The sequence below is a fragment of the Pseudomonas paraveronii genome (assembly GCF_963681955.1).
Classification (GTDB): domain Bacteria; phylum Pseudomonadota; class Gammaproteobacteria; order Pseudomonadales; family Pseudomonadaceae; genus Aquipseudomonas; species Aquipseudomonas paraveronii.
Map to the genome: position 1 here is coordinate 4,524,424 of NZ_OY817130.1, position 20,023 is coordinate 4,544,446.

The window sequence follows — 20,023 nt, forward strand, 5'->3', positions numbered from 1 at the left end:
TCCATGGGGGGAAAAGCAGGTCTTATCGACGGCGTTTTTCGTACAGTTTGGGCTCGCCCGGCGGCCGGCTCTTGAAGCGGCGATGGGTCCACAGGTATTGCTCGGGGCATTCGCGCACCGAGGTTTCGACCCACTGGTTGATCCGCAGGCAATCGATCTCATCGCTCTCGCCGGGAAAATCCGTCAACGGTGGGTGGATCACCAGGCGATAACCGCTGCCGTCGGCCAGGCGTTCCTGGGTAAACGGCACCACCAGCGCCTTGCCCAGGCGGGCAAACTTGCTGGTGGCGGGCACGGTGGCGGCCTGGATGCCGAACAGCGGCACGAAGATACTTTGCTTGGCGCCGTAGTCCTGGTCCGGTGCGTACCAGATGGCCCGGCCGGCGCGCAGCAGCTTGAGCATGCCACGCACGTCTTCACGCTCCACGGCCAGGGAGTCGAGGTTGTGGCGCTCGCGGCCACGGCGCTGGATAAAGTCGAACAGCGGGTTGCCGTGCTCGCGGTACATGCCGTCGATGGTGTGCTTTTGCCCGAGCAGGGCCGCGCCGATTTCCAGGGTGGTGAAATGCAGGGCCATGAGGATCACGCCCTTGCCGTCCAACTGGGCCTGCTTGAGGTGCTCCAGGCCTTCGACGTGGGCCAGCCGCGCCAGACGCTGGCGCGACCACCACCAACTCATGGCCATTTCAAAGAAGGCGATGCCGGTGGAGGCGAAGTTTTCCTTGAGCAAGTGTTTACGCGCTTGTGCGGACTTTTCCGGGAAGCACAGCTCCAGGTTGCGTGCGGCGATGCGGCGCCGTTCGCCGGCCACGCGGTACATGCCGGCACCCAGCAGGCGACCAATGGTCAGCAGCGCACGGTACGGCAATTGAGTGACCAGCCACAGCAGGCCGAGTCCCAGCCATAACAGCCAAAATCGCGGATGAAAAAATACAGCTCGAAAACGCGGGCGATCCATTACAGATTCCGGTAAAGACATGGGCCGCGCATTCTACAACGGTTCGACTCGGCTTGCGGCCAGTGGTTGTTCTCGTTATAAGTCTCGACACTTTTCGTGACAAGCCGCTTTTGCCGACCATGAGCCAAACCGAACCGCTAGACCAAGATCCCGTGTTCCAGCTGAAAGGCAGCATGCTCGCCATTACCGTGCTGGAATTGGCCCGCAATGACCTCGACGCACTGGATCGCCAGCTCGCCGCCAAGGTCGCCCTGGCGCCGAATTTTTTCAACAATGCCCCACTGGTGCTGGCCCTCGACAAACTGCCAGCCGGCGAAGGCACGATCGACCTGCCGGGCCTGATGCGCGTTTGCCGCTCCCATGGCCTGCGCACCCTGGCGATTCGTGCCAACCGTATCGAAGACATTGCCGCAGCCATCGCAATTGAACTGCCAGTACTGCCACCGTCGGGTGCCCGCGAGCGTCCGCTCGATCCGTTGGCCGGTGAAGTGAAGAAAAAACCGGAAAAACCACCGGAGCCTACGGTCAAACCGACCAAGATCATCACCTCCCCCGTGCGCGGCGGGCAGCAGATTTACGCCCAGGGCGGCGACCTGGTGGTGATCGCGTCGGTCAGTCCGGGCGCGGAACTTCTGGCCGATGGCAACATCCATGTATACGGCCCCATGCGCGGGCGTGCCCTCGCCGGCATCAAGGGTGATACCAAGGCGCGTATTTTTTGCCAGCAATTGACCGCTGAGCTGGTGTCGATCGCGGGCCAGTACAAGGTTTCAGAAGACTTGCGCCGTGACCCGCTGTGGGGCGCAGCAGTACAAGTCAGCCTGTCGGGTGATGTGTTGAACATCATCCGTCTTTAACGGATACTGCCGCATTTTCCAAGCATCTCTAGACTCTGATAGCACAGCGAAACCGGCAAGACTTGCGTAGGACTCATTTGAAGTTGGCGTTTCCCTGCGGAAACCACATCTTTTCCCTACAAAGGCTGTCCGCCTGCAGCGAGTTCCAAGAGATGTTTTTCAGGGACTGAAAGTCCTTTTTCCTTAGGGGTGAAACACCTTGGCCAAGATTCTCGTGGTTACATCCGGCAAGGGTGGTGTGGGTAAGACCACCACCAGCGCCGCTATCGGTACCGGCCTCGCTCTGCGCGGCCACAAGACAGTCATCGTCGACTTCGACGTCGGTTTGCGTAACCTCGACCTGATCATGGGCTGCGAACGCCGCGTGGTGTATGACTTCGTCAACGTGGTCAACGGCGAAGCCAACCTGCAACAGGCCCTGATCAAGGACAAGCGCCTTGAGAACCTGTACGTACTGGCCGCCAGCCAGACCCGCGACAAAGAAGCGTTGACCAAGGAAGGCGTGGGCAAAGTCCTCGCTGAACTGAAGGAAACCTTCGAATACGTGGTGTGCGACTCCCCGGCCGGTATCGAAACCGGTGCTCACCTGGCGATGTACTTCGCCGATGAAGCCATCGTGGTAACCAACCCGGAAGTCTCCTCGGTACGTGACTCGGACCGCATGCTCGGCCTGCTGGCCAGCAAGTCCAAGCGCGCCGAAGACGGCCAGGAGCCGATCAAGGAGCACTTGCTGCTGACCCGCTACAACCCGGAGCGCGTCAGCAAAGGCGAAATGCTCGGCGTTGAAGACGTCAAGGACATCCTGGCCGTGACCCTACTGGGCGTGATTCCAGAATCGCAAGCCGTACTGAAAGCCTCCAACCAAGGCGTACCGGTGATTCTCGACGACCAGAGCGACGCCGGCCAGGCGTACAGCGATGCCGTCGATCGCTTGCTGGGCAAAACCGTGGAACATCGCTTCCTCGATGTACAGAAGAAGGGATTCTTCGAGCGTATCTTTGGAGGCAACTAAATAATGAAATTTCTCGACTTCTTTCGCGCAAACAAAAAGCCAAGTACCGCGTCGGTAGCGAAAGAGCGTCTACAGATCATCGTGGCGCACGAACGCGGCCAACGCAGCACGCCGGACTACCTGCCAGCCTTGCAGAAGGAACTGGTCGAGGTGATCCGCAAGTACGTCAATATCGGCAACGACGACGTGCATGTCGCCCTGGAAAACGACGGCAGTTGCTCGATTCTGGAACTCAATATCACCCTGCCTGATCGTTGATCGAACGGGCGGTCGCCACGGCGGCTCCGTCACCTTGATCCCTTTGCGGGAGCCGGGTGGTCGAGCCGCCGTTGGCGTTTGTTACGAGGCTGTTTAATGCCGTTGTCCAACATCCATATCCTCTACCAGGACGACGCTGTCCTGGTGGTGAACAAGCCGACTTTGCTGCTCTCGGTGCCTGGCCGCGCCGACGACAACAAGGACTGCCTGATCACTCGCCTGCAGGAAAACGGCTACCCAGAGGCCAGAATCGTCCATCGACTGGATTGGGAAACCTCAGGGATCATCCTGCTCGCGCGGGACGCCGACACCCATCGCGAACTGTCCCGCCAGTTTCATGACCGCGAAACCGAAAAGGCCTACACCGCCCTGGCTTGGGGTCAACCGGAACTGGACAGCGGCAGCATCGATCTGCCCCTGCGCTACGATCCGCCGACCAAGCCACGCCATGTGGTCGACCACGAGTTCGGCAAGCACGCGCTGACCTTCTGGAAGGTGCTGGAACGTTGCGGTGACTGGTGCCGCGTCGAGCTGACGCCAATCACCGGGCGCTCGCACCAGTTGCGCGTGCATATGTTGTCTATCGGCCACCCGCTGCTCGGTGATGGCTTGTATGCCCATGAACAAGCCCTGGCCGCCTGGCCGCGCCTGTGCCTGCACGCGAGCATGCTGAGCTTCACTCACCCGCAAAGCGGCGAGCGGCTGCGCTTCGAGTGCCCGGCCCCCTTCTAAAGCTGTAAACACCGTCAAATCTGGGAGGGGATTGCAGTGGGTCAGTGAACAAATGCAGTGACTGACACTCCGCCATCGGGGGCAAGCCCCCGCCCACATTTGTGCTGTGCACTTCTCGCCATCGAACGGTAAACTCCGCGCATTGCTGTCTGGAGCTATTTATGCGCGAAGCGTTGAATCAAGGCCTGATCGACTTCCTCAAGGCCTCCCCTACTCCCTTTCATGCCACGGCTGCCCTGGCCCAGCGTCTCGAAGCGGCCGGTTACCAGCGTCTCGACGAGCGCGACACTTGGACCACCGAGGCCAACGGTCGCTATTACGTGACCCGCAACGACTCCGCGATCATCGCCTTCAAGCTCGGCCGCCACTCGCCGCTGCAGGGCGGCATCCGCCTGGTCGGCGCCCACACCGACAGCCCGTGCCTGCGGGTCAAGCCCCAGCCCGAGCTGCAACGCCAGGGCTTCTGGCAGTTGGGCGTCGAAGTCTATGGCGGCGCATTGCTAGCACCGTGGTTCGACCGCGACCTGTCCCTGGCCGGCCGCGTGACCTTCCGCCGCGACGGCAAGGTCGAAAGCCAACTGATCGACTTCAAACTGCCGATTGCCATCATCCCCAACCTGGCCATCCACCTGAACCGTGAAGCCAACCAGGGCTGGGCAATCAATGCCCAGACCGAACTGCCACCGATCCTCGCGCAGTTTGCCGGTGACGAGCGCGTGGACTTCCGCGCCGTGCTCACCGAGCAGTTGGCCCGCGAGCACGGGCTGAACGCCGACGTGGTGCTCGACTACGAGCTGAGCTTCTACGACACCCAAAGCGCCGCCGTGATCGGCCTCAATGGCGACTTCATCGCCGGCGCCCGCCTGGACAACCTGCTGTCGTGCTACGCCGGCCTGCAAGCCTTGCTCACCAGCGAGACCGATGAAACCTGCGTGCTGGTGTGCAACGACCACGAAGAAGTCGGCTCCTGCTCGGCCTGCGGTGCCGACGGCCCGATGCTGGAGCAGACCCTGCGGCGCCTGTTGCCCGAAGGTGACGAGTTTGTACGCACCATTCAGAAATCGCTGCTGGTATCGGCCGACAATGCCCACGGCATCCACCCGAACTATGCCGACAAGCATGACGCCAACCACGGCCCGAAACTCAATGCCGGGCCGGTGATCAAGGTCAACAGCAACCAGCGCTACGCCACCAACAGCGAAACCGCCGGTTTCTTCCGCCACCTGTGCATGGCCGAGGAAGTGCCAGTGCAGAGTTTTGTGGTGCGCAGCGACATGGGCTGCGGCTCGACCATCGGCCCGATCACCGCCAGCCACCTGGGCGTGCGCACCGTCGACATCGGCTTGCCGACGTTCGCCATGCACTCCATTCGCGAGCTGTGCGGCAGCCATGACCTGGCGCATCTGGTGAAAGTGCTCGGCGCGTTCTACGCAAGCCGCGATCTGCCCTGAGCCAAAGGCTGAAAGCAGTTAACCATGTGGGAGGGGCAAGTCGAATCGTCGCACCGCCCCCTCCCACATTTGGCTTCGCGTACACCTGATCTATATCACCTGCATTTCCCGCAATCCCACCTAGACTTGTCAATATTCCCACTCTGAGAAGGCCATCGCCTCATGATCACCATGTCCTCCTTCCACACCATGCTCATCCCTATCCTGATCGGCATGACCATGCTCGCGGTCGGTTTCAATTTTCGTGACAAGCCGCTCGGTGTGTTTGGCATGTGGGTCGGCATGCTGTTGATCCTGGGCACCGTGGTTTACAAGATCCTCGCTAAACTCGCTGAATAACAAATGCCCTCGCATTGGGCATAGGGGCCTCGTACACTCGGTCAATTCGTCGTTTTCAAGGTTGACCGCCTCGTGCTTTCCCGTCTGTTTGCCCTGCCCCGCTGCTTGCTGATCGCCCTGCTCACCCTGCTCCCGCTCGCTCCGGCCCAGGCCGTTGGCTTGCCCGGGCTGCTGGGTGGCACCAGCAAGCCGCAACCCCAGGCCGAGTTGCCGCTGGGGCAGTCGCTGGACGAGGTGATCAAGACCCTGGAAAACGACCAGCAGCGCACCCAACTGCTGAGCGACCTGAAAAAGCTGCGCCAGGCCACGCAAAAGGCCCAGCCGGCCGCCGAACAAGGCGTGCTCGGGCTGATCGGCAGCACGCTGTCTGGCCTTGAGCAGCAATTCTCCGGTGTCGACAGCCCGCTGGGACGCTGGTCCGATGAAGTGGACATGGCCACGGATGAACTCAAGGCCTTGATGCTGCCGGCCAGCGAATGGCTGCCGATCATCTTCGGTTTTGCCCTGATCCTCGCCGTGTGGAGCCTGCTGGCCGCCGCGCTGATCTGGCTCAGCCACCGTGTGCGCGAGCGCTTCGGCCTGCCCGAAGAACTGCCGCAACACCCGCGCACCTGGGACATGCTGCGCTTCGCCCTACGCAAACTGGGGCCGTGGCTGATCGCACTGGTGATCACCGTGTACCTGAGTTACGCGCTGCCCTCGTCCCTGGGCAAATCCCTGGCGATGGTGCTGGCATATGCGCTGGTGGTCGGCACCTGTTTCTCGGCAATCTGCGTGATCGCATTCTCCGTGCTGGACGGCCCGCATCGCCGTCGCGCGTTGTATATCCTGCGGCGCCAGGCGTTCCGGCCGTTGTGGTTGATCGGCAGTTTTGCCGCCTTTGGCGAAGCCTTGGGTGACCCCAGGCTGGTCGTCGCGCTGGGCCAGCACCTGGCGCACACGGCGGCAACTGTCGCCAATGTGATGGCCGCGCTGTCCACCGGTGTGTTTATCCTGCGCTTTCGCCGGCCGATTGCGCACCTGATCCGCAACCAGCCGCTGTCCCGTCGCCTGACCCGCCGCGCCCTCAGCGATGCGATCGAAATCATCGGCACCTTCTGGTACATCCCAGCCCTGCTGTTGGTCTGCATCTCGCTGTTCGCCACCTTCGTCTCCGCCGGCGACACCAGCAACGCCTTGCGTCAGTCATTGCTATGCACGGTGTTGCTGGTGCTGTGCATGGTGATCAACGGCCTGGTACGCCGCCATGCCCTCAAGCCGCAACGCGGGCACAAGCGCCATGCGCTGTACTCCGAACGCCTGAAGAGCTTCCTCTACACCCTCGCCCACCTGGTGGTGTGGCTGACGTTTATCGAGCTGGGGCTAAGGGTCTGGGGCTGGTCGTTGATCCGCTTCACCGAAGGTGACGGCCATGAAATCAGCGTCAAGCTGTTCGGCCTCGGCGGCACGCTGCTGTTTGCCTGGCTGATCTGGATTCTCAGCGACACCGCGATCCACCACGCCCTCACCCGCTCGCGCAAAGGCCTGGCCAACGCGCGCGCGCAGACCATGATGCCGCTGATCCGCAACGTGCTGTTCGTGACCATCTTCATCATCGCGGCCATCGTCGCCCTGGCCAACATGGGCATGAACGTCACGCCGCTGCTGGCCGGTGCCGGTGTGATCGGTCTGGCCATCGGCTTTGGCGCGCAGTCGCTGGTGGCGGACTTGATCACCGGCCTGTTCATCATCATCGAAGACTCCCTGGCCATCGATGACTACGTGGACGTCGGCGGCCACCTCGGCACAGTCGAAGGCCTGACCATCCGTACCGTGCGCCTGCGCGACATCGACGGCATCGTGCATACCATCCCGTTCAGCGAGATCAAGAGCATCAAGAACTACTCCCGTGAGTTCGGCTACGCGATCTTTCGGGTGGCGATCCCCTACAACATGGACATCGACGATGCGATCAAGTTGATGCGCGACGTCGGCCAGCAGATGCGCAACGACCCGCTGCAACGCCGCAATATCTGGTCACCGCTGGAGATTCAGGGCGTGGAAAGTTTCGAGTCGGGCAGCGCGATTCTGCGGGCGCGCTTCAAGACTGCGCCGATCAAGCAATGGGAAGTATCGCGGGCGTTCAACCTGTCGCTCAAACGCCATCTGGACGAGGCCGGGCTGGACCTGGCCACACCGCGCCTGAGTGTGCAGGTGGTGACCGGCGCTTCGGGCGGGCTGGAGAAAGAGAAGAACGCCTGAGCCTTCAGGCGCGATGTGGGTGCTGCCTAGCCCCCACATTGGAGATTCGCTGATTTCAGTGGGGTGGGCTCAGGCCAGCGCGGCGCCGTCCATTTTCTGGCGCAGGCTCAACGGACGCATATCGGTCCAGACTTCTTCGATGTAGTCCAGGCACTCTTGCTTCAGGCCGCTCTTGCCCGCGTTACGCCAGCCTTCCGGCACGGCCTTGTAGTCGGGCCAGATGGAATACTGTTCTTCATGGTTGACCACTACCTGAAACAGGATGTCGTCGCGGTCAAATGCTGAGGTCATTGCTGTTCTCCATCGTTCAAAGGCTGGCTGCGCACCACGCGCAGCGCTGATATCTATAGAAACGTACCAGGCTGGCGAAAAATTAGAGGCCGGCGACCGCTGCCGCCAAGGCACGCCCGAAAATCTCGGCGACCTGATCCTTCGACAATCACCGCCGCAGGCAACAACACGCCGTCTTCCGGGTCGTTGAGCAGGTTACGGATGGATGAAGCGCCAAATGAGGCAACGCTTGACGTCAAAGCCCCCGGTACTTGTCGTTCAGCGCATACAAAATCGCACACGTCTCGGCATCCAGGCACCCACAATAATCCCTGGCCCGAAAGTGCATTTGAAACGCGCGGGTCCGCAGCTCGAACGCCTGGCGATTCTGCGCCGGTTTATACCCGTAGCGCTGAAAGGCGCGTTCCACTTCCACCTCGGGCGGTAACCCGACACAAAATCGGCGCTGGTACATCGCCCGCGTCGCCTCATCGAACCAGGCCCCTACGCCCGCCTCGAACAGGCAACGCCAAGGCAAGCGTGGCCCCGGATCACTCTTGCGCCAATACGCCACATCCGAATGCCCGAGGATCTCGCTCGGGCCGATGTGCGGGTAACGCGCAAGGATGTCGCGCAGCAATTCGATCAATACATCCACCTGCTCCCGAGGGTACGCAGGAAAAGTAAACACGCCGTCCTCATCGCGCGCCTGGTTGACGATCTCGATGCCGATCGCGCGACTATTGAGGTTGTCCCGCCCGCCCCAGTGGCTCACCCCGGCATGCCAGGCGCGCTGCGCCTCATCCACCAGGCGGAACACGCGCAACTCGTCATAACCGGCGGCGCGGTAGCCGGGCTCAGCCGGATCAGGCAGCAGATAGTGCGCACTGACACCGTGTCGCGTCAGGGTGTGCAGGGATGACATAAACGGCGCGGCGGTGTAATGCAGGACCACTTGCGCCACGGGCTCGCCGTTGCGTTCGTTGAAGTCCTTGGCGGGGAAACTGGTATCGATGACCAACATAAGAATCGTCCTTTTCGGTACAGGCCGAGTCATTCGGCCCGTTCAAGCGCAAAACAATGACCGCCATCCTGAAGGGTTGAACGTCAGGCGGGCGGTAACTATTTGGCACGCGAAAGAACGCTGATCAGCGCCGCAGCGGCATACCCAAATCGACCCGCAGGCCATCCGGCTGGCTATCGAACGTCAACGAGCAGGAGCAGCGCTGGACAATCGCCTGCACAATCGCCAGGCCCAGGCCACAACCCTCGCTGTTGCCGTTGCGCCAGAAGCGCTGGGTCAGGTACTGCAGGTCTTCGCTGGCGATCTGTTGACCATGGTCACGCACGCGGAACACCACCTGATCGCCGGCCATCAACACACTGAGCTCCACCCGGGTATCGGCCGGGGTGTGGCGCAAGGCGTTGTCCAGCAGGTTGCGCAGGGCGGCGACGGCCAGGCCCACTGGCATTTCCACCGGGGTGTCGCTGAGGTTTTCCGGCAGGATCAGGTCGATGCGCTGGTTGTCGCCGGCGTTGGCGTCCTGGATCGCCAACCGCGCGACTTGCTCGGCGCTGGACTGCAAGCCGTCATCGAACGACAGGCTGCCCTCCACCCGCGCCAGCAAGAGCAATTGCTCGAGGGTGCGATGCAGGCGGTCGGCCCCCTCCTCGGCATGGGCCAGGGACTGATCGCGGGCCGCGCCTTCGGTCATGCGCGCCACTTGCAGGTGGGTCTTGATCGCGGTCAGCGGACTGCGCAGTTCGTGGGCGGCGTCGCCGGTGAGGCGCCGTTCGCGTTCGATGGTCTTGGCGATGCGCTGCAACAGTTGGTTCTGAGTGTCGAGCAGCGGTTTCAACTCGCTGGGCAGCGGGTGGATCTGCAACGGTTCGAGGGAATCGGCACTGCGTCGCATCAAGGCGTCACGCATGCGATTGAGCGGCTGCAGGCTTTGACCGATCCCCAGCCACAGCAGGCACAGGCAGCCCAACAACGCCACACCGACCGGCACCGAGGCCGCCAGCAGGATCGACAGGTTCAACGCCTCACGCTCGACCTGGCGGTCGGCGGTGGTAATGAACAGATCGCCACGGGCCAGGGTGAAGCTGCGCCACGCCGCGCCGTCAATGATCTGGTCGCGAAAACCGCTGCGATGGGATTCCAGCCCCTGGTCCGGCGTGGTGTGGCTGCGCGCCAACACTTCGCCGCGCAAGGAACTGACCTGACAGGCCATGCCGCCCGGCACGTTCAGTTGCTCGGCGCTGAAGTGTTTGCCCTCGGCGCTGCTCGCCAGGCCCGGCATCTGCTCCATCAAACCGGCGACCATGCGCGCCGACGCAACCAGGCGCTGGTCGAGGGAGAACATCATCTGGTTACGCAGATCGTTGAGCATCCAGGCCGCCGCCAGCGCCCAGATCAACACAAAAGCGGCGCCGAGCTTGAAGGTCAGGCGCAGGCGCAGGCTCATCACGGGGTGCTATCTCCACCATCCGCCGGGCCCAGGCGGTAACCCAGGCCACGTACTGTTTCGACGATGCCGTTGCCCAATTTGCGCCGCAAATGGTGGATATGCACGTTGAGGGCGTTGCTTTCCAGTTCGTCGTTGAAGCCGTAGACGCTGTCTTTGAGCTGTTCGCTGGAGAGCACGCGGCCCTTGTTGTGCAGCAGCGCCTGCAACAGCGCTTGTTCGCGGCGGGAAAGGTCCACGGGCTGCCCGGCCAGCAGGGTTTCGCGGCTGCTCGGGTCGTAACTGAGGCGGCCGTGCTCGATCAGGTTGACGCTGCGCCCGGCCACGCGGCGCAGCAAGGTTTGCAGGCGCGCGGCGAGCTCGCGCAAGTCGAAGGGTTTGAGCAGGTAATCGTCGGCACCGGCTTGCAGGCCGTCGACGCGGTTGGTCACCGAATCCCGTGCGGTGAGGATCAGCACCGGAATTTCCAGGCCCTGGCTGCGCTGCTGTTGCAGCAACTTGAGGCCGTCTTCGTCGGGCAGCCCGAGGTCGAGCACCATGATGTCGAATTCGGCAGCCTTGAGCATCGCCCGTGCGGCGGCGGCGCTGGCGACGCGCTCGACGGTAAAGCCCTGGGCGCCGAGGCCGGCCACGATGCCGCTGGCGATCAGTTCGTCGTCTTCACAGACCAGTACGTGCATGCTGAACCCTTCATGAAAGATGGGGGTGATTAGAAGACAGATCGATTAAGCGCGCATTATGCCGCCAAAGTTCGCAACATCAGATATTCCCTACACTCTAGAATAGCGTCCGGTTAATCATCGGTTAATCAACGCCACACATTGTGTGCCTCACTTGCATCGAACTAAGGCTTGACCATGCGGCATCTATTTACCCTACTGCTGATGTTGTTCGCGGGATTCGCCCAGGCCGTGCCGGGTAACCCGTTCGAGACCAAACCCGATTTCCTCCCGGTAGCCAAGGCCTTCACCTTTACCTCCGAACGCCTGGAGTCCGGCGAAACCCAGCTATTTTGGCAGATAGCCGATGGTTATTACCTGTACCAGCAGCGCATGAAGTTCGACGGCCTCGCCGAAAAACCCGCGCTGCCCGAGGGTGAAGCCCATAGCGATGAGTTCTTCGGCGAGCAGCAAGTGTACCGCCAAGGCCTCGAAGTGAAGATTCCGGCGGGGACGACCGGCCAGGTCAAGCTGGGCTGGCAGGGCTGTGCCGATGCCGGCCTGTGTTACCCGCCACAGTCGATGACCGTGGACCTGGGCGGCAACCCGGCCGTCGCCGCCACCGCACAAGCCCAGGACCAGAGCCTGGCCAGCGGCCTGCAGCAGCGCAGCCTGGGGTGGAGCCTGCTGGTGTTCTTCGGCCTGGGCCTGTTGCTGGCGTTTGCCCCGTGTTCGTTGCCGATGTTGCCGATCCTCGCCGGCCTGGTGGTCGGCAGCGGGGCCAGCCCGCGTCGCGGTTTTGCGTTGGCCGGCAGCTACGTGGTGTGCATGGCGCTGGTGTATGCCGCGCTGGGCGTACTGGCCGCGTCGCTCGGCAGCAACCTGGCGGCGCTGCTGCAAACCCCGTGGATACTCGGCAGCTTCGCCGCCTTGTTTGTAATCCTGGCCCTGCCGATGTTCGGCTTCTTTGAACTGCAACTGCCGGTGGCCGTGCGTGATCGTCTGGACAACGTCAGCCGCAACCAGCGTGGCGGCAGCCTGATCGGCGCCGGGGTACTTGGCGCGCTGTCCGGCCTGTTGGTCGGCCCCTGCATGACCGCGCCCCTGGCCGGCGCCCTGCTCTATATCGCCCAGAGCGGCAACGCCCTGCACGGCGGGCTGATCCTGTTCGCCATGGGCATCGGCATCGGCATTCCGCTGTTGCTGCTGGTGACCGTGGGCAACCGCTTCCTGCCCAAGCCGGGCACCTGGATGAATGTGCTCAAGGGCGTGTTCGGCTTCCTGTTCCTGGCCACCGCCGTGCTGATGATTCGCCCGGTGGTCGGGGAAAACCTGTGGCTCGGCCTGTGGGGCGCGCTGGCCATGGCCATGGCCTATTGCGGCTGGCGCCTGGCCCAGGATTTCGGGCGTGTCGCCATGCTGTCCGGCGCCGTTTCCGTGGTGCTCGGGTTGTGGGGCGGCCTGCTGCTGGTCGGTGCGGCGGGTGGCAGCGACGACGTGTGGCAACCGCTGAAGGTCTACAGCGGCTCGCGGACCACCAGCGCGCCAAGTGCCCACGAGGCGTTCATGACCATCAACGACCCGGCCGTGCTGCAAAGCCAGCTCGACAGCGCCAAGGCCCAGGGCCAATGGGTACTGGTCGATTACTACGCCGACTGGTGCGTGTCGTGCAAAATCATGGAAAAACAGGTGTTCGGCAAACCCCACGTGATGGACGCCCTGAAAGACGTGCGCCTGCTGCGCCTCGACGTCACCGCCGACAACGCCGCCAGCCGCGCACTGCTCGGCCGCTACAAAGTGCCGGGGCCACCGAGCTTTGTGTGGATCGGCCCGGACGGTGAAGAACGCCGCGCCCGGCGCATTACCGGCGAAGTCGATGCCGATACGTTCCTGCAACGCTGGACCCAGACGCGGGACGCCCGCTGATGCTGACCCTGACCATCGGCACCTTCGCCATCGCGCTGAATCACATCCTGCTGATCAGCGCGCTGATTCTCGCCACCCTGGTGGGATGGCGCGTGGCCAAGCGTGGCGGGGAAAACCCGGAGTCGGTGCTGTTCTACCTGTTCCTGCTGGGCATGTTGGCAGCCCGCATCAGCTTTGTGCTGATGTACTGGAGTTACTACCGCAACGACCCGTTGCAGATCGTCGACCTGCGCGACGGCGGCTTTCTCGCCTGGCCCGGCGTCATTGCACTGATCCTCGGCGCGCTGCTGTACGGCTGGCGCCGCCCGGCCCTACGCAAACCATTGAGTGCCGGGGTGATCACCGGCCTGCTGTTCTGGGGCATGACCAGCCTGTCGCTGAGCCTGTATGACAAAGGCTCGCGCCTGCCGGACATCACCCTGCGCAACGCGAATGGCGAGGTGGTGCAACTGGCGGACTACCAGGGCGGCCCGCTGGTGATCAACCTGTGGGCCACCTGGTGCCCGCCGTGCCGCCGGGAAATGCCGGTACTGGAACGCGCCCAACGCCAACGCCCCGACGTGACCTTCCTGTTCGTCAACCAGGCCGAAAGCATGCAAAGCGTCAGCACCTACCTGGCCACCCAGGGCCTGACCCTGGACAACGTCTTGTTCGACGCCAGCGGCCGCCTCGGCCAGGCCGTGGGCTCCATGGCCTTGCCGACCACGCTGTTCTACCAAGCCGATGGACGCCTGATCAACAGCCACCTCGGTGAACTGTCCCAGGCCAGCCTGGCCCGCGCCATGGAACCCTTCGACATCGCCACTGAAAGGAAACCGACATGCCTCGCCTCCGCCACTTGCTGACCCTGCTGCCACTCACGCTGGCCGCCACCCTGGCCCAGGCCGAAGACTGGCCGGCACCGATCAAACAGATCGAAGCCAAGGGCGCCAAGATCCTCGGCAAGTTCGACGCTCCCAGCGGCCTCACCGGCTACGCCGCGCAGTACCAGAACCGCGGCATGGCGCTGTACCTGAGCGCCGACGGCAAAAGCGTGCTCGCCGGCACCCTGTATGACGCCCAGGGCAATGACCTGAGCAACGCGCCCCTGGAAAAACTGGTGTACGCGCCGATGGCCAAGGAAGTCTGGGCCAAGATGGAAAAAAGCAGCTGGATCCAGGACGGCGACACCAACGCGCCGCGCACGGTCTACCTGTTCAGCGACCCCAACTGCCCGTACTGCAACATGTTCTGGGAACAGGCGCGGCCGTGGGTCAAGGCCGGCAAGGTGCAGTTGCGCCACATCATGGTCGGCATCATCCGCGAAGACAGCCCAGGCAAATCCGCCGCCCTGCTGGCCAGCCAAGACCCGCAAAAAGCCCTGCAAGCACACGAAGCCGCCGGCAAGGGCAGCAAGTTACAGGCGCTGGACAAAATCCCTGCCAATATTGAAGCCAAGCTCGATGCCAACATGAAGTTGATGGAGGAACTGGAGTTGTCGGCGACGCCGGCGATTTTCTATCTGGATGACAAGGGCGGGTTGCAGCAACAGCAAGGGGCGCCGTCGCCGGATAAGTTGGTGAAAATATTGGGTGTCAAAGAATAACGCATCGCCCTGTATTAAACGAATACCCGCAAAAATGCGGGTATTCACTTTGGGGATATTTAAACTTCCTCAACCAAAAAATCATCCATATAGTAGTCATTCCCTGACAGTTCTGCAGCGGCTTCATGGCTGTAAATATCCAGTAACACAGTCGCAGAGGCAGCCACGAAAGTGAAACTGAGCGTGTGCCATGCCTGATCGACCAACTCTGTGACGCCGGTTTTTTGCACAGAATCTTGACGCAAGGACAACTTCGGCCAAGGATTATTATGGTTAATTCGGCGGGCCTTGACTGAAAAACGATAGGCACGCCCCGTTTCAAGATCCCTAAACGTCCTTTGCAAGATAGGGCCGATATTATTCGTTGAATACGTGTAGTTTTTCACAACAAAGCCATTACCCGCCGGCTCCAGGCTAATATCCCTTGGGTCCGGAGCCCCTGTCCCGACTTCCCAACCGCGAAAATCTCTATCATTGAAGTCAGTTAAATCCCGGTACTCTCTCCCAACCCTAAGACTCAACGTTGGAAAAACCACCGCATCAGTCTCAAGTGAACCTTCATCTGTCGCCACTTTGAAAGTAATAGTCAACGTAGAATTTATAAGCAACTTCTCCAATTCAACGCGAGGCAAAATCCGCGATACTCCGTTCAAGTCGTCTCTTTTTATCGGTTCCCGGGTCATGACTTTTATTGTGTATGGCGAACCGTCCGTTTTGGTCCCCGAACACTGTAACCAGCCACTCTGCCCAAGCAGAATGAACCACCACGGATCGATAGTGATATCAACATCCCCAGGGAAATTACGCAGATCCAACATAGCGCCTTGAACGGCGGGAGGTGTAGCCTGCGGCACAACCGGCATCGGCAGACGCACCGGAACCGGAACGCTGACGTGCAAGTTCAAATCAGCCGAGGTCTGCATCTGGCAGACGCGGGTCACGGTGTAATTGATCTTCACCGTTTTGCCGATGCTCTCGATCACCGCTTCGCGCGGCACGAAGAAGATGACCGCGCCCGCCGTGCTGCCAGGCTCGGCGGCCAACGGCCAGCGACTGCCGTCGGGTCGGGTCCAGTCCACGCTGATGCTCTGGCTGGGGTGGCTGCCGACATAATCCACCGCCACATGTACACCGTCGCGTCCGTTCCAGGCGGTCAAGTCGCTGCCCACCGCCTCGATGACGGTGGGCGCCAGCAACACCATGTATTCCGGAACAAGCTTGAAAGACTTCGGTGTAAATTCGAGGGCCGTCGCCCGATTGCACACGCCATCAAAGCTCGCGGCAAAGTGCAGGACGAACTCGCCGCAGTCCGCCAGTTTTTTCAGTTCTGCCCGTGGGATGGACGCATCAACCCCACCCCTGAGCCACTGCGCCGTCAGGGGTTCATCCCTCAGGATGTCGAACTGGTAAGGACTGTCGTCGGCACTCATACCGCTCACCCACATCCAGCAACATTGCCCCTGCACGGCATAATCCCAGATCGGCACCAGCCCCGTGGCGTTACCCTCAAACGTGGTGAGGTCGACTTCGCCCGCCGTTGCCTCTTCGATACTCGGGGTGGTCAGTTGAGGCGACAGTACTTTGATCGCACGGTCAGGAGAAAACCGAGGCAGGTTATTGTTGAATTGGACGCTGTAGTTCAGCGTCATCGTCTGATTGAACAGGGCTGCGATGATATCGGGAGCCAAATCAAATGACAGGCTCGAATCTTCCGCCGTCACGTCCTGGCAACCCAGGGATACAGGCCCATAACTCGGCCCATAAGCGTGAGCACAAACATGATCACCTTCGGTCATACCTTCATAGGTGATGAATACGTGCCCCCCACTGACCGTATTGATCGGATTGACCTGCCAGTCATCAGGATGCACCTCCACCGACTCGCGCAGGTGAGGCGCAGACAAATCGAGCTGCGGATCAACACGCAGCAACGTCGTCGAGCGCTGGTGGAAATCCTGAGCGTTTTCAGGCAACGGGTTATCAGTCGACACCGGGGCAGCCGGCCCGGTGCCGTCCCAGATAACCCCACAATGGCAGGTCAGGGACGAGTAATCTTCCAGGCGTGAGAGCCAGTCACGCAACAAACTGAACTCGAACACAAACCCCAGATGCGCTTCCGCCTCGGTCACAAGGTGGTCATAGGCCGCCCAGGTAAATCTGAACGGCACCTGATGCTGATTGCCGGCAACCACCACAAACAAACGCTGCCCGGCCTGGATCATCGGCCAGGCTTTGATCCGGATGGTTTCATCGCCCTCGAAGGTGAACATGTTCAGCCACAACGTACTCCACTCCAACTTGGCATGCGCAAACTCAGGCATTGACTCACGCAGATCCTCTTCGCGAACTTGCTGAATCTCAAGCTCAAGCACCAGCGATTCTTTGCGCACGCCACCGACGACGGCCTCGTACCAGATCAACACCGTATGCCCGATGCAGGTACTGATCCATTGCCAGGGAATTTCGGCCACGTCGCCGCTCGCCACATTGATCGGCGGGAATGTCGGGCTGGCCTGGTCTTTGATCGCGAAATGCACAACGACCTGTGTGCTGCCGGCCGGCAGCGTCAGCGTCGCGGTCGTACCTTGGGCCGCCTCCAGGGGATAAAGCACACTGTTGTTCTGGGCGAATTCGATTGTCGCAACGGGCAACTCCGCAGCGGCTGCGTTGGCTGTCGGAGGAGACGCAACCCTCGCCGTTTGCGCGGAAGGTGTAGTTTTAGGGATCGGTTTTTTAGCCACAATAAGACTCCTGTCCAGCGTTATATAAGCATCGGGGCCGGCCCTCGCGGGCCAGAAACTCTGTTTATCTAACGCTTGGATCAAGCACCTTGCCTACTGTCAGAATTGACAGTTGTGCCGCTGACCCACGGTCTTGCCGACAGACGGCTGCTTCAAAATCCCTCCAGCCCCACCATCAAATCACTCAACCAATCCGCTTATTGGATTAAATTCCCATTTGACAATAATTATCATTCATCATAATTTACTGCCCGATGTGTAGGAGGCCTCAGCAAGGACGCCCTCCCCTAACCTCTTTTTGGCAAGGTGATTTCCATGACGGAACAAGTATCCACAGGCAGGTGCGACTCACCGCTGCTCCAGGCATTCGTCGATAATCGGCTGATTCTGGTGAAGATCGCAGCACGTATTACCGGCTGCCGCTCCCGGGCCGAAGACGTCGTGCAGGACGCCTACTTCCGGCTGCAAGCGGCGCCGACGATCACCTCATCGTTCAAGGCCCAATTGAGTTATCTGTTCCAGATCGTGCGCAACCTGGCGATCGATCACTATCGCAAACAGGCCCTGGAGCTCAAATATTCGGGGACCGAAGAGGAAGGCTTGAATGTGGTGATTCAGGGCGCGTCACCGGAAACTTCGCACATCAATTTCAACACCCTGGAGAACATCGCCGACGCCCTGACGGAACTGCCCCAGCGCACCCGCTATGCGTTCGAGATGTACCGCCTGCACGGCGTGCCGCAAAAGGACATCGCCAAGGAACTCGGCGTCTCACCGACCCTGGTCAACTTCATGATTCGCGATGCGCTGGTGCATTGCCGCAAGGTGTCGGGCAGTCACAGCGATACGTTTGCGCGGCGGATCTGAAGCGCGCCCTTGCACATTTTGATCGCCTGCAACCTCAGGGTACTGCGGTCACATCGATGCGGTAGGGCTCGAATATCTTCAGCAACTCGCCGTCATCGCGCAAACGTTTGAGTAATTCGGCAAACGCCGGCCCGCTGATCGGCGCCTTGGGCCGTAGCAAGGCGTAATGGTGGTACACCTGGTCGACGCGCTGCGAGATCAGGAATTGTGCAGCCATATCGGCGTTGCGCACCAGAAAATCACTCAGGTACGAGCGGGTCACCAGGGCGATATCGGCGCGGCCGCGAGCGACCATCAGCAGGTTGCTGTCATGGGAATAGGTCAACGTCGCGTTGAAGTGCTCGGCCATGAACTTGGGGTCGGCATTGAAGTGGGCGAAGGCGTAGTGATAACCGCTGAACACCGCCAGGCGCTTGCCGCCAAGGCTGGCGAAATAACTCTGGTCGCGATCGGGCTCACGCTGGGCGACGAAGATTTCGGCATCTTCCAGGCCCATGTCGACCGCAGTGTGGGGGATTTTCTGCCAGCCCCAGTCGGGGTTTTCGAAAATCGCCACGTCGACCCGGCCCTGCTCAAAATCGCGAAAGCGCCGCGGGATCGAGGTCGGCACCAGCACGAACTGATAATCGCCTTGCGAGGCGTTCAGGGCTTCGACCAACTGCGGCAGCAACCCGGTGTCGGCGCCCTGTTCGGGGCGCACGGTGTAGGGTGGAAAATGCGCAGCGCCGATCCTCACCAATTGCGCAGCCGAAGCCGGCATCCACGCCGCCGTGCCCAGTGCCCATAAAGTAAGTCCTGCAGCCAATCGCAATGGCGAAAACATTAAGGCACACACCGTTTAACATGCTGATGGCAGTAAGCTAGGCGTTTTCGCCGGTCGAGACAACTTTCCACCGCCAAATTAACAGCCTGCGCCTCAATCAGCCTTCAAAACCATCAACAACGCCTCTTCGGCCAACTGTTCCAGGGTCAGGCTGCCCTCGGCGCGGAACCAGGTGGTGGTCCAGGACAAGGCGCCGGTGAGGAAGCGCCGGGTGATAAACACGTCCCCCTTGATGTAGCCGGCGGCCTTGGCCTCGCCCAGCACCTGCAGCCAGATCGCCTCATACACATCACGCAAGGCGAGCACCTGGGCCTGGCCTTCGGCCGACAGCGAACGCCACTCGTACACCAGCACCGCCATGGCTTCGCCGCTGCCGCCCATAATCGACTGCAATTCGCAGCGAATCAGCGCCAGCACCCGTTCGCGCACGGTGTTCGCTTCTTCCAGCGAAGCACGCATCAGCGCGGTGTTGTAGTGGATGGTTTCTTCCATGACCGCACGCAGGATCTCGTCCTTGCTCTTGAAGTGATGAAAGATGCTGCCGGACTGGATGCCTACGGCGCCGGCCAGGTCGCGCACGGTGGTACGTTCGAAGCCCTTGTTGCGAAACAGGTGAGCCGCGGTTTGCAGCAACTTGCCCCGGGCACTCTCGGGGTCGGTCAATTGGCCGCCGTCGACCATGGTGCGCATCACCCGCAGGGCTTTTTGCTCATCCATGCTGCTCTCCTCTACTTCTACTGACGTCTTGGGCGGCAATTTAGGCCGTGACTGCCAGCCAAGCAAGCGCTTGGCCGAAAACTGTGCCTGGAGTTTACAAACCAAGCGCTTGCTTGGTA

General features: G+C 61.2%; 19 protein-coding genes. 11 read left to right on the forward strand and 8 right to left on the reverse strand.

The annotated features are described in order from the left end of the window. Positions 1-22 precede the first annotated feature (22 nt). Positions 23-958: a lipid A biosynthesis lauroyl acyltransferase gene (locus U5A08_RS20805; RefSeq protein WP_198717264.1), complete on the reverse strand. Its 936-nt coding sequence runs from the start codon at positions 956-958 to the stop codon at positions 23-25. 119 nt (positions 959-1,077) lie between these two features. On the opposite strand from U5A08_RS20805, the gene minC reads away from it, so the two are divergent. The 7 genes from minC (at position 1,078) to U5A08_RS20840 (ending at position 7,848) form a co-directional block, all read left to right on the forward strand. Beyond that, the gene (minC, locus tag U5A08_RS20810; protein ID WP_198717263.1) at positions 1,078-1,815 is read left to right on the forward strand and encodes a septum site-determining protein MinC; all 738 of its coding nucleotides are present in this window, start codon (positions 1,078-1,080) and stop codon (positions 1,813-1,815) included. Between the two features lie 199 nt (positions 1,816-2,014). After that, a complete protein-coding gene (gene minD, locus U5A08_RS20815; RefSeq protein WP_048721002.1) occupies positions 2,015-2,827 on the forward strand; it encodes a septum site-determining protein MinD in 813 nt (270 codons plus the stop codon). A gap of 3 nt (positions 2,828-2,830) precedes the next feature. Beyond that, positions 2,831-3,085: a cell division topological specificity factor MinE gene (minE, locus tag U5A08_RS20820; protein WP_003175252.1), complete on the forward strand. Its 255-nt coding sequence runs from the start codon at positions 2,831-2,833 to the stop codon at positions 3,083-3,085. Positions 3,086-3,181: 96 nt separating this feature from the next. Further along, positions 3,182-3,817, forward strand: coding sequence for an RluA family pseudouridine synthase (locus U5A08_RS20825; RefSeq protein WP_010208822.1), 636 nt, complete (start codon positions 3,182-3,184; stop codon positions 3,815-3,817). Between the two features lie 161 nt (positions 3,818-3,978). After that, entirely contained in the window at positions 3,979-5,268 is a 1,290-nt protein-coding gene (locus U5A08_RS20830) for a M18 family aminopeptidase (RefSeq protein ID WP_198717262.1), read from the forward strand. A 162-nt stretch (positions 5,269-5,430) separates the two neighbouring features. Continuing rightward, positions 5,431-5,607, forward strand: a complete 177-nt coding sequence (locus U5A08_RS20835; RefSeq protein ID WP_253397649.1) for a hypothetical protein — start codon at positions 5,431-5,433, stop codon at positions 5,605-5,607. Between the two features lie 72 nt (positions 5,608-5,679). Continuing rightward, a complete protein-coding gene (locus U5A08_RS20840; RefSeq protein WP_321848397.1) occupies positions 5,680-7,848 on the forward strand; it encodes a mechanosensitive ion channel family protein in 2,169 nt (722 codons plus the stop codon). 69 nt (positions 7,849-7,917) lie between these two features. Here U5A08_RS20840 and U5A08_RS20845 read toward each other — a convergent pair whose 3' ends face one another. The 4 genes from U5A08_RS20845 to U5A08_RS20860 all read right to left on the reverse strand — a co-directional run bounded on the left by U5A08_RS20845 (position 7,918) and on the right by U5A08_RS20860 (position 11,266). Continuing rightward, positions 7,918-8,139, reverse strand: coding sequence for an MbtH family protein (locus U5A08_RS20845; protein WP_253397663.1), 222 nt, complete (start codon positions 8,137-8,139; stop codon positions 7,918-7,920). A gap of 235 nt (positions 8,140-8,374) precedes the next feature. After that, a complete protein-coding gene (locus U5A08_RS20850; protein WP_321848400.1) occupies positions 8,375-9,142 on the reverse strand; it encodes an N-acetylmuramoyl-L-alanine amidase in 768 nt (255 codons plus the stop codon). Positions 9,143-9,266: 124 nt separating this feature from the next. Continuing rightward, positions 9,267-10,586 (reverse strand): ATP-binding protein, encoded by a 1,320-nt coding sequence (locus U5A08_RS20855; protein WP_321848402.1) that lies wholly within the window; start codon positions 10,584-10,586, stop codon positions 9,267-9,269. After that, positions 10,586-11,266, reverse strand: a complete 681-nt coding sequence (locus tag U5A08_RS20860) for a response regulator (RefSeq protein WP_321848404.1) — start codon at positions 11,264-11,266, stop codon at positions 10,586-10,588. The genes U5A08_RS20855 and U5A08_RS20860 overlap by 1 nt, the downstream gene beginning before the upstream one ends. A gap of 177 nt (positions 11,267-11,443) precedes the next feature. On the opposite strand from U5A08_RS20860, the gene dsbD reads away from it, so the two are divergent. The 3 genes from dsbD to dsbG are packed head-to-tail and all read left to right on the forward strand — an operon-like array spanning position 11,444 to position 14,756. Continuing rightward, complete coding sequence (gene dsbD / locus U5A08_RS20865) at positions 11,444-13,171, forward strand: protein-disulfide reductase DsbD (protein WP_321848405.1); 1,728 nt, start codon at positions 11,444-11,446, stop codon at positions 13,169-13,171. Then, positions 13,171-14,016, forward strand: a complete 846-nt coding sequence (locus tag U5A08_RS20870) for a TlpA disulfide reductase family protein (protein WP_247406818.1) — start codon at positions 13,171-13,173, stop codon at positions 14,014-14,016. The genes dsbD and U5A08_RS20870 overlap by 1 nt, the downstream gene beginning before the upstream one ends. Next, the gene (gene dsbG, locus U5A08_RS20875) at positions 13,992-14,756 is read left to right on the forward strand and encodes a thiol:disulfide interchange protein DsbG (RefSeq protein ID WP_198718008.1); all 765 of its coding nucleotides are present in this window, start codon (positions 13,992-13,994) and stop codon (positions 14,754-14,756) included. The genes U5A08_RS20870 and dsbG overlap by 25 nt, the downstream gene beginning before the upstream one ends. Positions 14,757-14,815: 59 nt before the next feature. Here the strand turns inward: dsbG and U5A08_RS20880 are convergent, their stop codons facing one another. After that, positions 14,816-17,497, reverse strand: coding sequence for a hypothetical protein (locus U5A08_RS20880; protein WP_321848408.1), 2,682 nt, complete (start codon positions 17,495-17,497; stop codon positions 14,816-14,818). 315 nt (positions 17,498-17,812) lie between these two features. Here U5A08_RS20880 and U5A08_RS20885 point away from each other — a divergent pair, with 315 nt between their 5' ends. Next, the gene (locus U5A08_RS20885; RefSeq protein ID WP_198718010.1) at positions 17,813-18,364 is read left to right on the forward strand and encodes an RNA polymerase factor sigma-70; all 552 of its coding nucleotides are present in this window, start codon (positions 17,813-17,815) and stop codon (positions 18,362-18,364) included. 34 nt (positions 18,365-18,398) lie between these two features. Here U5A08_RS20885 and U5A08_RS20890 read toward each other — a convergent pair whose 3' ends face one another. Next, positions 18,399-19,187: a substrate-binding periplasmic protein gene (locus tag U5A08_RS20890; protein WP_253397673.1), complete on the reverse strand. Its 789-nt coding sequence runs from the start codon at positions 19,185-19,187 to the stop codon at positions 18,399-18,401. A gap of 93 nt (positions 19,188-19,280) precedes the next feature. Continuing rightward, positions 19,281-19,904, reverse strand: coding sequence for a TetR/AcrR family transcriptional regulator (locus tag U5A08_RS20895; RefSeq protein ID WP_253397679.1), 624 nt, complete (start codon positions 19,902-19,904; stop codon positions 19,281-19,283). Between the last annotated feature and the right edge of the window lie 119 nt (positions 19,905-20,023).

Excerpts from the sequence above, each read along its gene's own strand:
- dsbD (WP_321848405.1), top strand. The coding sequence starts at position 11,444 with ATGCGGCATCTATTTACCCTACTGCTGATGTTGTTCGCGGGATTCGCC.
- U5A08_RS20885 (WP_198718010.1), top strand. The coding sequence starts at position 17,813 with ATGACGGAACAAGTATCCACAGGCAGGTGCGACTCACCGCTGCTCCAG.
- U5A08_RS20860 (WP_321848404.1), bottom strand. The coding sequence starts at position 11,266 with ATGCACGTACTGGTCTGTGAAGACGACGAACTGATCGCCAGCGGCATC.
- U5A08_RS20870 (WP_247406818.1), top strand. The coding sequence starts at position 13,171 with ATGCTGACCCTGACCATCGGCACCTTCGCCATCGCGCTGAATCACATC.
- U5A08_RS20825 (WP_010208822.1), top strand. The coding sequence starts at position 3,182 with ATGCCGTTGTCCAACATCCATATCCTCTACCAGGACGACGCTGTCCTG.
- U5A08_RS20890 (WP_253397673.1), bottom strand. The coding sequence starts at position 19,187 with ATGTTTTCGCCATTGCGATTGGCTGCAGGACTTACTTTATGGGCACTG.
- U5A08_RS20835 (WP_253397649.1), top strand. The coding sequence starts at position 5,431 with ATGATCACCATGTCCTCCTTCCACACCATGCTCATCCCTATCCTGATC.
- minE (WP_003175252.1), top strand. The coding sequence starts at position 2,831 with ATGAAATTTCTCGACTTCTTTCGCGCAAACAAAAAGCCAAGTACCGCG.
- U5A08_RS20850 (WP_321848400.1), bottom strand. The coding sequence starts at position 9,142 with ATGTTGGTCATCGATACCAGTTTCCCCGCCAAGGACTTCAACGAACGC.
- dsbG (WP_198718008.1), top strand. The coding sequence starts at position 13,992 with ATGCCTCGCCTCCGCCACTTGCTGACCCTGCTGCCACTCACGCTGGCC.
- minC (WP_198717263.1), top strand. The coding sequence starts at position 1,078 with ATGAGCCAAACCGAACCGCTAGACCAAGATCCCGTGTTCCAGCTGAAA.
- U5A08_RS20805 (WP_198717264.1), bottom strand. The coding sequence starts at position 958 with ATGGATCGCCCGCGTTTTCGAGCTGTATTTTTTCATCCGCGATTTTGG.
- U5A08_RS20830 (WP_198717262.1), top strand. The coding sequence starts at position 3,979 with ATGCGCGAAGCGTTGAATCAAGGCCTGATCGACTTCCTCAAGGCCTCC.
- U5A08_RS20895 (WP_253397679.1), bottom strand. The coding sequence starts at position 19,904 with ATGGATGAGCAAAAAGCCCTGCGGGTGATGCGCACCATGGTCGACGGC.
- U5A08_RS20845 (WP_253397663.1), bottom strand. The coding sequence starts at position 8,139 with ATGACCTCAGCATTTGACCGCGACGACATCCTGTTTCAGGTAGTGGTC.
- U5A08_RS20855 (WP_321848402.1), bottom strand. The coding sequence starts at position 10,586 with ATGAGCCTGCGCCTGCGCCTGACCTTCAAGCTCGGCGCCGCTTTTGTG.